The sequence below is a fragment of the Rhodopirellula baltica SH 1 genome (assembly GCF_000196115.1).
In the GTDB taxonomy this organism is placed as follows: domain Bacteria; phylum Planctomycetota; class Planctomycetia; order Pirellulales; family Pirellulaceae; genus Rhodopirellula; species Rhodopirellula baltica.
In genome coordinates, this window is the sequence record NC_005027.1 from 2396068 (window position 1) to 2413349 (window position 17282).

Consider the following 17282-nt stretch of genomic DNA (forward strand, 5'->3'; position numbering starts at 1 on the left):
CCTACCCTGAGACGGTTTCTTTTCTTCTCTTCAATCTCATGGAGTTCTCATGCGCAATACATCTCGCGCGAACCAGCACGGTTTTACTTTGGTGGAACTGCTGGTTGTCATCGCCATCATTGGCGTCCTAGTTGGGTTGCTTCTTCCCGCGGTTCAAGCGGCTCGTGAAGCGGCCCGTCGAATGAGCTGCAGCAACAACTTCAAACAAATTGGTTTGGCGCTGCACAACTACCACTCGGCGTACAACCAAGTTCCTGAGCAGCAAGGCGGAACGCACGGAACCGGCACCAACGCTTGGTCCGCAGCAACAGGCAACAACCGTCTGGACCTCTCGTGCCTTGTCGGCTTGACCCCATTCTTCGAACAACAAGGCTTGTGGGAACAAATCAGCAATCCCTACCAGGTCACCGAGGGATCCGCCGGCATTGGCAACGTCTACGCTCCGATGGGCCCTTGGCCCGGCCGCCCACTCAACTCGGCGACCAATGCGGCCGGCGGCTTCTACGCTCCTTGGATGACCAGCCTTCCGATGCTGCGTTGCCCCAGTGACCCTGGCTTCGGCTTGCCCGGTCAAGGACGCACGAACTACGGACCATGCCTGGGCGACTCAACCGACACGACTTGGGGTGGCTATCGAAACCGAGCCAACGGTGTCGTGACAAGCAATTCGTCCTACCAATCTCGCGTTCGAGCCTCACAACGAGGATTCTTCCGCAACCAACAAAAATCTGCCTTCCGTGACGTCTTGGACGGTCTGTCCAACACGATCGCTTTTGGCGAAATCGTCACCGACTTGGGCGATAGCGACACTCGCACCAAACCAGTCGACGGGGCGGTCAACCTGCTGAACATCGGCGGCAACACCTCCTGCGAAGGCTTCGTCGATCCAGAGCGTCCTCAGTTTTGGCTTAGCTCCGCCCCCAAGGTCGGCAGCGACGAACAAACCCGAGGAATGAAGTGGGCTTACGGCAGTCCCGTCAGCCAACAAGTCTTCACGATGCTGACACCGAACTCTCCGTTGTGCATTAACAACACCAACATCGTTTCCATCGCGACCTGCCCAATGGGAAGTCGCCACCAAGGTGGATGCCACGTTCTGATGGGTGACGGTGCTGTCAGATTCATCACTGATTCGATCGATGCTGGTAACGCGGATCGCGGACAAGTCGGAGCTCACGCTCAACACAACGACCCAGAATCGACCCCAGGGTCAGAAAGTCCATACGGCTTGTGGGGTGCACTCGGCACCCGAAGCGCCAAAGAAGTCCTCTCGGGAGAATTTTGATCCAATGCGAATCGCCACCTCCAACCTTCTCGCTCTCGCACTGCTTGCGTTCATCGCAACGGCAGTCGGCTGCGGCGAATCAGAATCCGGTCCATCGTCCGACCCGGACCAAATCCAAGAATACCTGGATAACAATCCGGAAGCCGCAAACGCGGACATGGATCCACCACCAGATCCGCAAATGTAGTCTTCTGAAGACGATCGAATGAAATGACAAGACGCCGGCCATCCTTGGTCGGCGTTTTGCATTGAATGGCAACCAGCAGCCGCAATCTTACAACCAGTCACTAAAGCAACAACGCACCAAACACTTCACCAGCCTTACGATCGCAACGACAATTGCGAGAGGCGCACCGCTTCGGGCTGCGGAACGGTTGGTAATGACCGTCAGCTACCTTCTGCTGAAACAGTCGACTGGGCGTCTTGCCCAAACGCTACCCACCATTCACTTCACGCGCACTGGTTTATCCGCCAGCCACACGAGCAATTGGTCGCCTTTCACTGTATGAAGTGGCAAGGCACCTGAAGCATCCCGCACGGTCGCGAGCGAACCGTTCTTGCTCCATTTGTAAGTCCCCGGTGGCAGCAACACATCGACGTCCCCGCCGACAGTGGACTCGATCAATACCCATCGACATTGGCCAGCTTCCATGCGGCCACTGACAAGATACCCACCCTCACCACGAAAACGCACCATCTTCACATCAGGCCAACGAGTTGGCACGGCGGGAAAGACTGCCAGCTTTCCACCATGACTTTGCAGCATCATCTCTTGCATCGCCGTCGCACCATGCAACGGAGTCTCCATCACTGGCAAACCAATCTCTGAATAGAAAGTGTTCGGACGCAAGTACGGTCGCAGTTTCTCAAGGTACTCCAGTGCGGAATCACCATCGCCCAGCAGTGACGCCATGCAAGAACTGGCGGTGTAGGAATACCCAGCGATGCCTCGGCCAAACGAACGCCAATGATTGAGACTCCGCTCGATCAATTCACGGCTTTCTTCCGAGCGAGGAGTGATTGTTCGCAGCGGGTAGATCGCCATCAAATGAGACCAATGTCGATGCCCATTGGTCAACCAAACGTCTCTGCCAACCGCTCGGCCGGTCTCGTTTGTTTGCACCGCTACCAAGTTTTGCGATAGATCTCGCCACGTCGGCAACAACGGTTCGTCTTCCACGGACAACTGCTTCTCTTCAGCAAGCTCGATCAATCGGTCGATCCCCCAACGCAACAAATCCAAGTCATACGTGCAATCCTCAGCCAATCGATATTCAGGACTGAAGGTCCGCGGAAGATGCAGCGTTCCATCGACGTCGGGTTCTAAGAAATGCCGGTAATAATTAACCGCCCGAGTCAGTAAGGGATACAAGGTTTCATCACGGATCGAATCGTCAGCCCAATACCGACACTCCAGGTCAACGTTGTGCAACGCCCACAACAAATTGGCGCATTCCGCACCAATCTTTGGATCCATCTCGGGACGCCCCCCAGGCTGCCCCGCATGGGCGATTAGATCCCATCCCGATGACGATCGCCCAATCGCTGATGAATCATGGCGGTATGGCTCCGCAACATTTTCGATCAAACGCTCTTGGTTATCGTGCAACTTCTGACGAAGCGCTGAAACGGTCCCGCGACGATTCGCCGTGTACCCGCCCGCGTGAGACAACTGCACGTTGAGGTTCCACCAAGTCGCACTCCAAGCCGTCGGCTGCAACCAAGGCCCCTGGTTATCAATGATCCAACCTCGATCGCGAGTGGCGCACGCAAGCTTGTATTGCTGGATCCAATAGAAAGAATCCCAAAACGGATCCCCAGTCTGAAGAAAGCTTTGCGAGTAGTAGTTGTGCCACCATTCGCGATGGCTTCCGATCCAACTCTCGTGATCAGCACTCATCGCCGACCGAACCGCCGCGACAACACGATCGGATGCATCGGACTCCGGAAACGAGTGCTGGACACTCAACCACAACTGTGTCCGATCGGCGTCACGCTGCGTCGTCCATGCGACCGCGGTCTGGCCACCGGCCACCAAATCCTGGACGACCAATTGAATTCCGTCGTCTGTTTCGATGATCTTTGGCGTGGGATGCGAAGCCTTTCGTTCCGCCTTCGCTCGAACCGCCCTGGGGCTTTTCGCTAACGTCGGAACATAAACAAACTTGGCATCGCTCAGCTCACCAGTCGTTTGCAGTTCGCAATGAATCACCGGTTCGGTCGCGTGGGCAATCGCAGTCCACTTCGCATCCCCTTCGGCGGCTTGGATCGTCCCGCTGGCCTCGGCGTTCCACAACCCGATGCGAGACGCTCCACCGGAAATGTCCGCGGGCAATCGAAGTTCAAGATGTCCGATGAAGTGCCGTCCGCGGTTGAGCACTTCGACATGCTTTTCAGACAAATCGTCTTCTTGCCATGGTCGATGGTCGTGAGCAGCCGAACAACCAACATCGAACCGAACCGTCCGATCATCCACTTGATAAACCAGCGTGCCCTGTTCTCCATTTCCCGTGAACGGTGCCTCGTCCCATGAACGCGACATCGTGTCACGATGCCAATCGCATTGTTTGAGAAACGCGGGCCAATCAACGAGGTTGTCCAGTGAAATCGAGGGACGCGTTTCGTCGATTTCATGTTCACCGGTCACTTGAGCAGATCCCGTTTGACCGCCCATCAAACCACAACCAACCAACAACCCGCACCAAATGGAAACAACGAGCAAAACTTGATGACGAGCGGTGGGCGGATTCATAGACGCAATCACTTCGGGCGACAATTCAGAGACAGTCAACACACCGTGCTGATGTTAATCGCGGCCAAGAAAAAACACACCACACCCGCCAGCACTCGAGAGGCCTTTACCGAAAACCTTGACGGTGTTGCGATCGCCTGTATCGTCGACGCAAATCATTCTTGCAAATTCAATCCGGGTTCACCGCCAAATGCTCCAGCAAATACGACAGTACCGTAGAGTGCTCCACATCAGCTCCCTTGTAATGCAACTCGCATTCAACGCCTGACTCCCGGAGCTTCTCCTGCAACTTGACGCCAAAATTAGACGTGTGGGTTGGATCACCTTGTTTCTGACCGATCTTGGGTTCATCGCTGTAAAACATGTAGATCGGAGGGTCATCCGATGACACGTGCTCGATTGGTGAATAGGCCTTGATCCACGGCAGCAACCTTTCTCTCGCTTCCAAGAACCTCGCGAACTGGACCGGTTTCTTGTCACCCTTTTCCGCGAACTGACCGAACGCGTGCCCTCCGTACCAACTGTTCGGGGTCCACTCTCGCATTTGTTTTGGATCAAGCGTTGTTTGCGGACGGATCACAGCGGCCCCCATCAGACGCGTGGACTGGCGTGCGATTGGATTGTCACTGGATGGATCTTTCATGTCATCGTGCAACGCCAACCACAACGATGTGCATGCACCGGCGGATCCCCCCACTGCGATCATTCGATCCGGATCAATGCCAAACCGCTTTTTGTGATAGCGCACGAACTGCAACGCGGCAGCACAATCCGTCATGGGTGCTTTCACCGGCGGCGTGACATGCCCGGCCAAAGCATCTTGGATGTATCGATACTGAACAGAAATCACGGTGATCCCCGAATCAAGTAACTGCGGCAACATCCCCATCAAGTTTGCATCGGTCTGCGATCCACCACGCCATCCACCGCCGTGGATGTAAAAGACACACGGTGTGGGCTGATCCGAGCGACTGGTCGGCTTCCAATACATCAATTGTTGCTTGCGATGATCGCCGTACGAGATCCCGGTTTCGGTTGGCTCGGGATTAACGACCGCCTTGGGCGTTTGTGCAGCGACCGCTCCGGTGAAGCAGGCAGCAAAACAACCAGCTCGAAGAATGGATTGAGCAAGAATCATTTTGTTTCGCAGAAAAAAACGGAACCGTGTATGTGTCGAACATAGAAGTTCCGTAGTTCTACCCGATACGGCGTGCGAGTGTCGAAGGTCCTCCGCGAGATCGATCCATCCCATCTTCATCGTCTCCGTCACCAGCGCTCTTCGGTACAACCTTTGCTCGGTTCGCTCATTGATTTGGCACCCCAGGTTTTGCATGGCTGCCTGCCACCTACTCTTCCCCAACGAGTGGTGAGCGCAATCACGCACAACGTGAAAGCATTCGCTGCTCTCCCCCCCACAAACAACTTGGATGAACTCAATGAGACGAATCGAACGACACCGCCGTGCCACCCACTGCTTGGCCGTCGGGACCGCTGCCTTGTTTGGCCTTGGAGCGATCACTTCTTGGGCGCAGCCACCCACGCCCATCCCCGCTGGTATTGAGTCTTTCGATGAAGACTCGTCCCGGTCCGAGATGCAAGCATCCAACACGTCGGATGAAGAGGGAGTTGACTACCTCACCCGCGGCCCATTGCACGAAGCCTTCGCGGATCCTTATGCACGCGATCCCAAACCCAACCCTATCATCAGCGAGCAGCCGCCCGAGCCGATTGACGAGCTGCCACCGGAGTATCGGCCGGACGGAGACAATGTGCGTTGGATCCCCGGATACTGGGCTTGGGATGACGAGCGAGAAGACTTTTTGTGGATCAGCGGAGTGTGGCGAGACACCCCTCCGAATCGTCGCTGGGTAGCTGGCTATTGGGAAGAAGCTTCCAACGGTTTCCGCTGGGTTGATGGCTTCTGGACTGAATCGAACGCTCGCGAGGTTGCCTATTTGCCAGCACCATCGGAGTCAGTTGAGGAAGGTCCTTCAGCTCCTGCCCCCAGTGAAAACCATTTCTATGTCCCGGGCCACTGGACCTATCAAGCAAACGACTACCAGTGGCAACCAGGGTACTGGGCCAAAGCTCAACCCAACTGGGTTTGGGTTCCGTCGCAGTACTACTGGACACCGCGTGGCTGCGTCTATCGAAACGGATATTGGGACTACGACTTGCCTGACCGAGGCATCGTCTTCACACCGGTCTACTACCGGCAACGCACCTACACGCAACCAAACTATGTCTACCGACCACGGTACGCTCTGGATACAACGTCGGCGTTGCTGGTGAACCTATTCCTGCGTTCAAACACCAACCGCTACTACTTTGGTGACTACTACGGAAGCAACTACTCCAATTCGTATTACCCGTGGATCAACTATTCGCAACGCCGAAATTCCTATGACCCACTGTACGCGTACTATTCCGCCCGCGGTGTCGGTCAAAACTCAAGAACGCTGGATTGGATCAACCGTCGCTATGACTACTTCTCGAAGAATGACGGATTCCGACCGCCTCGTACAGTAGCTGACCAACGTCGCTTCCTTCAAACCAACGCTCAAAACACCGATGGCTTGGATTCAGGAATTTTACGAGTGGCAGCGATCGCTGAAAGCATGAACAGTCTGGTCAACGACGAGCGTTCTGGCTTGAATTTGCAACGTATCAACGATTCCGTACTGGACAACTTCCGGCGAGACATTCGCGAAACGACCAATGATCTGATCAATCGCCGTCGAGAATTCGAAGTCGGCTCGCGTTCGGAAACCGATGTTGATGCGGAAACGGATAACTCCGAGGCCTCCGCCAACGCGAACGTCGATACAAACGCACGATTGCAATTGCCCGAAGTGCTTCGAAATGCGAATGAAGAGACGAACCTACGGTCACGCTCGAATCAACGGGCGCGAACGAATGAGCGAGACGGCAATCCAATCGAACGCCTCGAACGACAATCGCGAGAAGCAACCGACGATGCGATCGGAGAGCTTCGTGAACGAGTCAACGATGGCCAAGGTCAAACGCGAAACGCCCGCGAACGGCTGGAAGGCGCTCGAGACAATCAGTCACCACGCGCAACCGATAACTTGCCGGCGAACGGTTCGCCGACAAATGGCGTGCCTGATGGATTGAACCAGGAACTGAACCGCCAGCAAGATCAGATGCGAGATCGTCTGCAACAACTTCGGCAAGAAGGACGAGCGCGACCACAACGTCCCGACGACTGGCCAACTCGACAACCACGCACCAACCGCGGTGGTGGCATTCCTGAAATCCCTACACGCGGCAATCGTGACGCTGGTCGAGGAACTCCTGGCCAAGGTGGCGGCGTCCCCGGAATCGGTGACGCACTGAATCGGGCGGGCGGCAACTTGCCCGGTACCCCCAAAACGCCCAACGTTCGCGGTGGCGTCCGCGGCGGAGGGAATTCCGGCGGAGCCAACCTAGGCGGAAAAAGTCTAGGCGAAGCAATTGGCGGTGCACTCGGTGGAAATTGATCGCTGACATCGCTTCCATGATCACAATCGCGGGCCCGCCAGAAGAACTCTCCTGGCGGGCCCGCTTCATTCTTTCCAACGGCCGCATGTCAGGATGCCGCCCGAGGTAACTTGATTGCATCAGCGCTTGGGCCCCATCCATTCACCCGAATCCCACCCGAACTCGATTGTGCCAAGACCGCCAATCGACGAACTCGGTGAAGCATCCTTTTGAGACTGTTTTCACGTACAAGTCGGCGGTACGCCTTCCACTGATTCATCGCTTGGATGGTCCGAGTGAATTCATCATTCCTTACTGATCACCGGGGCCAAATACAAATTGCGATATGAGACGTTGGTGTGGTCGCCTTGCAGGTAAATCGGTCCTGGCTCATCTGGGTTGGTTTGAATCGCCCCCGCGGTCGGTCGAGAAATCGGTTCGTTGTCGATGACCTTCTGGCCATTGAGCACCACGGTCACGTGACGGTCCACCAAAGTGATATCGTACGTTTGCCACTCGCCTCCAGCTCGCCCCGCATTCTTCGCTGGGGCAATCTCGCCGAAGATCGCCCCCACCCCTTGGATGCCTTGCATCCGGCTGTCACGGTCCACCACTTGAGCCTCGTACATGCCTCGCAAGTAAACGCCGCTATTGCGTTGTGACTCAACGAGAAATTCAAGGTGCAACCAAAAGTCCTCGAACGATTCCAGTGTCTTCAAATTGGCGTGGTCACCGGTCGCACTGAAATCGGTCTTCGGCGTGTTGTTCTGCAGCACGCCATCGACCACAGACCAGCCATTCGTTTTATCCGGCTCATGAGTGACCCAACCGGTCAGGTCCTTGCCATTGAAAAGGGCAATTGGGTGTCCGAACTGAACCTTGGAAAGGTCCGGACGATCCGCAGGCATCCCGGAGATCTTCGTCCCCGTGAACGTCACGCGATCCGATTCCCGTTCTGCATGTGTTCTCACCATCACACCATCCAACTCACCGTTCACCAATCCGACGTTCACGCTAGTCGTGCTCACGCGTTTGCCTTTCGACTTTTTAGCCATGTCGAATTTGACACGTCCATCAACGACGTCGACATCATGGAAGGGGCCCAGCGAACCAACATAGATTCGAAGCGACACAACTGGTTTGCCAGATTGCTCTTCCACTCTCATCCAAGCCGGTTCACCTGTAGACAGGTCCAGCGACCAATCACCAAGCAACCTCGATGGAAAGGTTTCGCCATGAACCGTCCCAACCAGAAATGCCGCGAAGCCAAAGAACACGACTACGCCGGCCAAACAAGCATCAGAAAGAAGCTTCATCACAATCTTGCAAAGTAAACGAGAGAGAAAAAGCAAGAAAACAACCCGACTCGCCGCCAAATATCTCACCACCTGAACGAACGCAATCATAAGCCAAACTCGTCACCGACATTGCCAAACACGCGTCCACCCGCCAAGTCACGTCGCGCGGACAAAGACCGCACCAATTCACCTCGCCCCAAAACAGGAACAAGTGGCGGAATGCATCTTGGAACAGCGATTTCATTTGCAATCGCTCAACAACCGAGAACTTGCCACCAATCCAACCTAAGACAATGAAACAGCGAATCCTCCTCGGCTCACCCAAGCAAGTTTCCTATGGTTTGCTCGCCCTTCGCGTCGCTTTCGGCTGCTTCATGTTGGTTCACGGCCTGCAAAAAGTCATAGGGTTCTCAACGATCTCGGAAGGATTCCCCGACCCGCTTGGCATGGGACATCAATTGAGCCTCGTTTGTGCCATCGCCACAGAAGTCGGCTGTTCGATCCTATTGATTCTCGGCCTCGGAACACGCGTCGCCGTTTCGGGGCTCGCTTTCACGATGTTCGTCGCCTTGTTCTTGGTTCACGGCAGCGACCCTTGGAAGGCCAAAGAACTCGCCGCGGTCTACCTCGCAGTCTACACCGTGATTTTCATCACCGGCCCCGGCGAATGGTCCCTCGACCAAGTACTATCCAAACAAAGCGAACCGAGAAAAAGTTAACTCGGCCCGGCCCACTGCAAGCGGCTTACAGAGACATATCCAGCTTTGTCGATGATCCGCGAAAGCAATTGATTCCTTAGCGAGCACAAATGCGATTGTCAAAATAGGAAATCATTCCGTGACGTTACAACACGCGGTCTCAATGCCGTGGCAGAATGAGCGAATCATTTCTGGCACGGACATGTCTTCATCGCGGGGAGAACGCACGAATGGTTGCGCAATCGGAGATTGCTTGGGTACCGGGGGAACGTGATTACAAAATCGGACTTTGCTCCGGCAAACTCGTTTGCCAAAACCCAAAAGGCAAAACGCTTGCGTCCCTGCCGAAATGGTTGAAAGAGTCCGACGCGGCTGAATCTCTCAAGGCGCTCGCGGAATGGTTGGACGAACATCGAAGCGAATGCGTACACACGGTTGAACGCTGGATGCTTCGGTCGCTGCCGGTCCCCTGCGAGGTGCTGCAAGAAGTTTGGGCGGACGCGATCTGGCGGGAGAGCCTTGAAAACCTTGTGGTGGCACCGGTCGACGCCAATGGGGAACCCAACTTTGAAAAAACTGGTCTGCTACGCGACGTCGACTCAAAACGCGGGTTTGGTGTCATCGATCTGGATGGCGAGACCCAGTGGCACAAATCAACCGGCGTGATGGTTCCCCATCCCATTCTGATTGCTGACCTCGCAGATCTTCGCGAACTCGCCGGTGACCTGGCGATCTCCCAAACCGTTGATCAGCTCTATCGAAGCGTTAACCAACCCACACCGACACAAGCGAGTTTGAAATCGATCAGCGACTACGCCGACGGAGTGTTTGAGCAACTGAACTATGCGTTGTCTCACTGTCGACGACTGGGGTACCCCGTTCGTGGCGGCTACGCGACGTGCCGGGTTTGGGAAAACGAAACCATGACAGAAGCCCGCTATTTCGTTGGGGACGAATACCCTGAATCCGAAACCTATACGGGCCAATTGGTGTTCGTCGACGAAGGTGAAAAAGCAGTCAAGATCGGCGACCTCGGCGCAGTCACGTTCAGCGAAGGTGTTCGAATGGCGGCAGCAATCTACGCGAAGCGAAAAGTGGAAGATTCACCGGAGGAATCAGCATGAGCCCAGCAAAAAAGAAATCCGGTCAATCCACCAAAGCCGCCACGAAAACTTCGCCTAGCAAAGCAACCACGAAACCCAAAGCAGTCAAAAAAGCAACTCAAAAGAAGACCGCTCCGGCGCCAGGCACCACCCAGTCCAAGGCAGGGAAGAAGCCTGTCTCCAAGAAACCCGTTGCCAAACGCTCCGCAGAGCAAATCCGTACGGACGCGCAGTTGGCTGCCGGCGGAATGGTTCACGTCCATTCAAAAGTCGACACGAATGCGACCGAGAAGGTTGTGGCGCGACGGTACACTGGCGCAGCTCTGGGCGACCAAGTTGTGGTGCGACTGAGTGCTGATCGCCTGGGTCCGGCAGAAGATCTGGCGATGGAATACTTGGGGCTAAAACCTGACGGTGAAAGCAAGCCGATTGCGTTGCGAAGTCGCCAGGCAATGGGCTTTGCAAGTTGGGCCTTGATCACTCACCCGGAAAACGCCAGGGATGCCTTGGATCTGGTCAAACGCATCAAAGCAGCGGCTAGAAAGGCGAAGTCGAAGCCGGGACATGCGATGGATTCCTTCGTGGAAATGGCGGGTGAACTGAATCGTTCTGTCCGCCATTTTTTGCCCCCGTTTTGGGAAGAGGCCGCTCGCATTTACAAAGACCTCGGCAACACAACCTACGCCGGCCGCGCGATCGGCAAAGCGTTGGAAGCGGAGCGGGTTCATGCGCTGGATGTGGATCCACACCGACGCCGAGATGCCGTGCTGGAGTTCACGCTCAGCGGTTGTCTTTCCGGCAAAGCGTTGTCCGAATACACACGCGACCTCGCGAATCAGTTCGCTCCCGCGGAAGCCTTCGAAACGTTGATGGACCTGATGGTTCGGCGGACCATGGGCGGAATGCCACCAATGGCAACCGCGGCAAAGGACCTGGCAAAATTCGCCAAGGCTGCGGGCAGAAACCCCCACGAGGAGGTCGACTCGTTTCTGCAGAACGTGATTTCGTCCCCGGCAATGTCACGGACTTCCATGCAATTTTGGAAATCAGTGAAAAAGAACGTTGCGCGTCTGGTCGCTGCGGATGATGCGTTCGGTGTTTGGTTGCTGGCGCACACCGACCCGCAAGCTTCCTACCAAGGTGACAGTCCTGTGTGGGAATGGTTGAATTTGTTAGACGAATGGAACGTGCTGCCTCTGCTCGGAAAGCCCGCTTCTGAATTGCCTGCCGGGGTCGAGATTCCCGGCGGCCGAGCCGGTTGGATTGGACGACTCGCATCCGTTGAGACATCTCCCCAACCACGACTGTTTGATTTGATCTCGCTCGCCGCAGATGCGATTCGAGACGAGGCCGTGCCGATCCCTCTCAATGGAAGAGGTTACTACGGTGGAGTGCTTGACGCAGACGCATTGGAATGGATGCTGGAACTGAAACTTCCCATCGGCCAATTCCATGAGCACCGAGCGATCAGTTTCGAAGGATGGTTGCGAGCCGAGGTCGATCATGAACGCCGGAACTCGCAACTGTCGCACCTGATTGCAGATGAACGATTTGGGCCCAAGGTCTACTCCGCGTTTCCTGAACTGGTCACGTTCACCGGCAGCGTTCGTGAGCGGCGTAGTTATGGACGCACTCTCGCGGCCCAACGCAGTTTCGAACAGGCGGCGGCGAACCATGACGCCGTGCGAGAACTTTGGTGGCGGTTCCTCGACAACCATCTGCAAAAACTCGAACAGGGCGGTTTGTACGACGCTGAGACCAGCCTGAACGCATTGGTCAGGTGCGCAGGATCCACCACGGGCGAACAATTCCCTGAACTAGAAAAGCGGCTCAAAAAGATTGACATGGTCGCAGTTCTGCAACGAACTCTCGCCGCCGGTGTGCTCGATGAATTTGGGTGGCCAGCGTTGGACGCCTTCGGTGACGAACAAGCACTCCCAGTGAATTCGCGACGCCACGCTGTTGTCGACACAAGCTTTCCCTTCGTCACGTTGCTGGTCAATGGAAAGGTCGAATCGATCGGTCCCACAGGCCACCGGACACTGGGTGAGTTTCAACTTGGCAAGGATCAATACGTTCAAACAATCATTCCGGTCGGTGATGACGCAGTCATCGGTTTGCAGGACACCAGTGCAGGCTACCAAAACCAGATTGCATGGTTGAGTGAAGGTGGAAAGGGGCAGAAGACAGACCAATACTTCTATGGTTTGGATATCGAGATGCTTCTGCCGCACGATGGTGGAGTGTTTTACGGAAGCCGAGTTTTGAGGCCCGGTGATCAATCCCTTCCCTCCTCGCAACATTGGTTCTCGGATGGTGAGCGATTTTGGACGCTAAAGAATCGGTATCAGGTGTGGAACGAATTCGACTCATCCGATGACACTCCAAACAAGCCAACGGCGAGCCTACAAGAAATCGATCCGATCACTGGCGAGCCAATTCGCGATAGCATTCCGCCCTGGTTCGAAGACCAGGCACCTCATGGAGGCATGGTGAATTGGCAAATGTCACATTGGCTGCCCGCTCCTCCGGAAATCAAACAATCGCCTCTTGGAGTGGCGGATGGAAAATTTGGCTTTCGTGTCGTTCAGCGACGCGATCATCGCTATGAAAGTCGCGGCATCGACGGACGAGAAATTGTCTTGTCCAGCCCTCCGGCACAAGGAGGTGGCATCACGTTCGCAACAGCGATCATTGACAAGCCTGCGACCGACTCACATTGGTATGTTTCCAATGGAGAAGAATTGGTCGATGCCGACAGCGGGATGAAGATCGCCAACCTTTCCGGCAACGTCACACGGTATTGCGAGGGGCAACCGATGAAGCTGCCCACGCTGTTCTATCACTATTATCAAGTTCGCAGCGCCGGAAGCTCCGCCAAACTTCGCAAGATCAGTCTGAAACAGGCCAAGCAACTCTTCGAAGCAGGTGCCATTGAACACGAAGCCTTGAAGACCAAGGTGGACCCTAAAAGCCCCGATCCCAATCGCGAAGCTGGTGCCGCAGCCGTTCAGAAATTTCTCGCGAAAGCGCCACCGCGTTTGGTGAAGGGGATTGCTCGCATCTCACGCATTGCTGCGGTTGAGAAACTTTCACTCGACAAGCTCATCAGCAAGGTGGATGGAACGGCCGATGATGCCAAACAAGCCAAGAAATTGGCCAGCACTCAAACGGCGGCCGACCCGCTGAATGATCAAGCTGTCAGAAACGGGCTGACGGAGTTGCAAATCCCGCTCGATTCCATCCAGGTCCCGACCAGTTCGTATGGTGCCCATCGGAATGCGTTGTCCCCTGAGCAATTGGTCGCCGCGACCAAATTTTTCGCGGGAGGTGAAGTGGAAAAGCAGCCTCGCGGACAAGGCGTTTTCTTCGGCCTGATCGACGATGCCGCCTCCGCCGCTTGGAAGGCGTTCTGGGACAACGCTCATCGTGGCGCCGACGACGGTGTGCCACCGAAGCAACGAATTGCCGGTCCCTATCAAGACGCCCTGCGATTCGTCGCGGACTGCGGCATTTTGGACCTCCCCGGAAAAATGGTCGTCCATGTCGCCGAGGTTCCCGATGAAGCGGTCGCGAAGAGACTCGCCAAAGCGGGAAAAGGCCTGGATGATGATCGCGCGGTCGCGTTCATCGAAGGCAAGACTCGTCATCTGGCTTACAAAATCCATAGCTACATGGCCGATCGAGTCGTGGTGCTTTCTTATAGCGAGTCGGGTGAGCCCAAACCGCCGAAGTCCTATGCGATCATCGATTCCGCACCGCTGCGAAAACGATGGACGGGAAAATCCGTTCGGCACTTTCTCGAAGCCGTTTCGAACGTCGAAACCTTGCCACTCGTTTCAACAGAAAAGCTGGCGAACGCTGCCGAAACCTTGGGAGTCTCGCCGATTGAAGTTGCTCTGGGATGGATGGCCAATTTCCGAACCGTCCATTACGGGCAAGAGAAGCTGACCAAAGAACTGCGAGCCCACTACGGTTGGAAGGTCAACGAAATCAAGACTGCCGTGACAGCCGCTGACGCTGATCCTGTCCCCCTGTCCATTCTTGCAAATGGATGTCGCCGTGATTGCGCGGGAGCTCTCGGCAAAAACATCGATCGCTGCTTTGATTTCATGGTGGAAGCTTGGAAAGAAACCCAAAAGGCCAGTGTCCAGTTGCCGACAAAAGTGATCGGTCAATTGCAAAACTTGCGTGGCGGTTACTTCCGTTTCGACATCAAGTTGTTCAGCGAATTTTTGGCTGCCCCGTTGAGTTCCCCTGTCCTGATGACACGTGAACTTGAATTCGGGTACAACGAACAACGACATCGAGAAGTTTTAGAAGGATCGCTGAATCCGCCTTTGACGTTCTCGTTGGGAGAAGCGTTGCCGATCTTGCCGGCTGCCATTCGCTACCTGAACTACAGCCTGCCTCATGGCGATCCAGCACGAACGAAAATCCCTGCACTGATCGATGCGGTCCGAGACCACTTGCTCAACCCAAAGACAGCCTTGCCGATGGGGTGCAGCAGGACACAGCCTTACCGTGCAGATCAAGAAACGGACGTGGAGGGCACCATCGAAACGTTTTCCACCATGATTGCGAAATGCCAACCTGCTCCGGGTGGTTTCCACACCTTTGACAGCGGACTGGTCGTGGGTGCGATCTTGCCACCGGCGGTGGATATGTGGTTCCGGCCCGCTCAATTGCAGAACGAATCGGACGCAGGAGCCTTGCACGTAGCGGCTGCTTTGACGTTCGATTGGGAAACCGACGGAACCCGACATCTGCACTTCGCCGACTTCACACAGATCATGCGAAGTGATGAGATGACGCGAATCGCTGACCACAACCGGCAACCGACTCTGACGGTTGGAGCATGGGAGCAGGACCCTCGAGTCTCGTCTCCCGAAACGGTCAATGTCGCAGCAAAGAAATGCAAGTTGAGCGAGGATGCGGCGACGTTGTATTTGCAACTCCTGGCCCTTCCCGATTGCACCGCCGTCAACATCAAATCTTGGAATGATTGGACCACAGCAAGATTCAAAAAAGCGAGCGAGGAATTGGTTGCGGGCGAGTACGTTGTGTCCGCCAAACGCAGCCGCGCCGGTCGCGACGTGTTCCTGCCAGGTGGATGGGAAGCCTTGAAACTGCCCAACTTGCCAATCGAAACGTGGAAGCTACCGCTGTTTGGGTACACCAATTCAGAACCCCTGCGAGGCGGATACGCGAGCCTGATTGTGTGCCCGCGAACACTCCCCGATCAATTCGCAAAGGCTTGGCAACGGATCGAGGATGGTGACACGCCCAAGTACGAAGAAGCAATGCCGGGCTAGAGATCGCTTGATCGACACTGCACTACCAATCGGTCGTGCAGCGTGACGACGCATGACGCAGGTCATCGTAGGATCGCCCGAGAAGGCTCGCTCCATTGCATCCGCAATTTTGATACACACTCACCGAGATGGAACCCAGTGGCAAAGAAAAAGTCCAGAACGACAACGACCTCCGCTCGTTCAACGCCTGATGGTCCAACGTCCGATCGCCGCATTCAATTGCCTCCCGCTGAAGTTCGATATGCAGACGAACTCAAAGCGCTTCGCGAATCGGACAACCTGCCGCGTCCCGAGGGTTGGTCCCTGTCTCCTCAAGCGGTCGTGGATTTCATCTGCGGCAGCGACGGAGTGAAGGTTGGCAAAACCAAGGCAACGTCGTGTGTGATTAGCGAAAAATTTGTGGGCTCGCGAGACATCGTGCAACGATGCGTTGTCACACTCGCTGGCGAACGCGGGTTGATGATGGTTGGTGAACCTGGCACCGCGAAATCCATGCTGGGTGAATTGCTTGCCGTGGCGATCAGTGGCACCGGATCATTGGCCGTCCAAGGGACCGCCGGAACCACCGAAGACCAAATCAAGTACGGTTGGAACTATGCGATGCTGCTTGATCGCGGCCCCGTTCACGAAGCACTTGTTCCTTCACCAGTCATGACCGCCATGCGAGACGGCAAAGTCGTTCGCTTTGAAGAAATCACGCGTTGCTTGCCGGAAGTCCAAGATGCTCTGATCTCCATCCTGAGTGAACGCAGAATGATGATTCCCGAGATGGACCAGGCCGGCGACGACAACGCAAACAGTGTTTTCGCGAGCCCTGGCTTTTCCATCATTGCGACTGCGAACCTCCGCGACCGAGGCGTGTCAGAGATGTCCGCCGCGTTGAAGCGGCGATTCAATTTTGAAACCATTGCCCCGATCGCTGATGAAGTCCGCGAACGTGAACTCGTTTCCACCCGGGCGGCAGCGTTGTTGGCGGAAACCGGCGCGCAGGCAACGGTGGACCAATCGCTCGTCGAATTGCTGGTCACCGTTTTTCGTGATTTGCGGAACGGACGCAGCGACGAGGGCTGGCAAATTTCGCGTCCGAGCACGGTCATGAGCACAGCCGAAGCGGTGGCCGTCGCGACAGCGATCACCCGCGAATGCGTCTTCTTCCCGAGTGGATTTGATCCCGTCTCTCGCATGCCGGGACACTTGCTTGGGGTGGTGATGAAAGACGAGGCAAAGGATCGCGAACGATTGCTGGCGTACTGGGACGGCCCCGTTCGTCGCCGCGCCGAAGACGGGTCCCCACTTTGGAAACGTTTGGTGGAACTGCGCGGCGTGCTGGAAGAAGAATAGGTCTCACGCT

General features: G+C 55.6%; 11 protein-coding genes. 7 read left to right on the plus strand and 4 right to left on the minus strand.

What is annotated here, in order from left to right; all coding sequences use genetic code 11:
- Positions 1 to 49: 49 nt before the first annotated feature.
- Positions 50 to 1285 carry a DUF1559 domain-containing protein gene (locus RB_RS09330; protein ID WP_007326928.1) on the plus strand — a complete coding sequence of 412 codons (1236 nt, stop codon included), beginning with the start codon at positions 50 to 52 and terminating at the stop codon, positions 1283 to 1285.
- A gap of 4 nt (positions 1286 to 1289) precedes the next feature.
- Positions 1290 to 1472 carry a hypothetical protein gene (locus RB_RS09335; protein WP_007326927.1) on the plus strand — a complete coding sequence of 61 codons (183 nt, stop codon included), beginning with the start codon at positions 1290 to 1292 and terminating at the stop codon, positions 1470 to 1472.
- Positions 1473 to 1730: 258 nt separating this feature from the next.
- Here the strand turns inward: RB_RS09335 and RB_RS09340 are convergent, their stop codons facing one another.
- Both RB_RS09340 and RB_RS09345 read right to left on the minus strand, forming a co-directional pair.
- Positions 1731 to 4079, minus strand: a complete 2349-nt coding sequence (locus RB_RS09340) for a glycosyl hydrolase family 95 catalytic domain-containing protein (protein WP_011120038.1) — start codon at positions 4077 to 4079, stop codon at positions 1731 to 1733.
- Between the two features lie 127 nt (positions 4080 to 4206).
- Positions 4207 to 5175: an alpha/beta hydrolase gene (locus RB_RS09345; protein ID WP_164921771.1), complete on the minus strand. Its 969-nt coding sequence runs from the start codon at positions 5173 to 5175 to the stop codon at positions 4207 to 4209.
- 298 nt (positions 5176 to 5473) lie between these two features.
- Here RB_RS09345 and RB_RS09350 point away from each other — a divergent pair, with 298 nt between their 5' ends.
- A complete protein-coding gene (locus tag RB_RS09350; protein WP_231846351.1) occupies positions 5474 to 7537 on the plus strand; it encodes a hypothetical protein in 2064 nt (687 codons plus the stop codon).
- Positions 7538 to 7822: 285 nt separating this feature from the next.
- Here the strand turns inward: RB_RS09350 and RB_RS09355 are convergent, their stop codons facing one another.
- A complete protein-coding gene (locus RB_RS09355) occupies positions 7823 to 8833 on the minus strand; it encodes a 3-keto-disaccharide hydrolase (RefSeq protein WP_164921772.1) in 1011 nt (336 codons plus the stop codon).
- Positions 8817 to 9059, minus strand: a complete 243-nt coding sequence (locus RB_RS09360; RefSeq protein ID WP_164921773.1) for a hypothetical protein — start codon at positions 9057 to 9059, stop codon at positions 8817 to 8819. Before RB_RS09360 ends, RB_RS09355 begins: the two co-directional genes overlap by 17 nt.
- Before the next feature lie 49 nt (positions 9060 to 9108).
- Here RB_RS09360 and RB_RS09365 point away from each other — a divergent pair, with 49 nt between their 5' ends.
- The 4 genes from RB_RS09365 (at position 9109) to RB_RS09380 (ending at position 17272) form a co-directional block, all read left to right on the plus strand.
- Positions 9109 to 9534 (plus strand): DoxX family protein, encoded by a 426-nt coding sequence (locus RB_RS09365; protein ID WP_164921774.1) that lies wholly within the window; start codon positions 9109 to 9111, stop codon positions 9532 to 9534.
- Positions 9535 to 9743: 209 nt separating this feature from the next.
- Complete coding sequence (locus RB_RS09370) at positions 9744 to 10637, plus strand: DUF4132 domain-containing protein (RefSeq protein WP_164921775.1); 894 nt, start codon at positions 9744 to 9746, stop codon at positions 10635 to 10637.
- A complete protein-coding gene (locus RB_RS09375) occupies positions 10634 to 15931 on the plus strand; it encodes a hypothetical protein (protein ID WP_011120047.1) in 5298 nt (1765 codons plus the stop codon). Before RB_RS09370 ends, RB_RS09375 begins: the two co-directional genes overlap by 4 nt.
- Positions 15932 to 16069: 138 nt before the next feature.
- Positions 16070 to 17272, plus strand: a complete 1203-nt coding sequence (locus tag RB_RS09380; protein WP_164921776.1) for an ATP-binding protein — start codon at positions 16070 to 16072, stop codon at positions 17270 to 17272.
- Positions 17273 to 17282 lie beyond the last annotated feature (10 nt).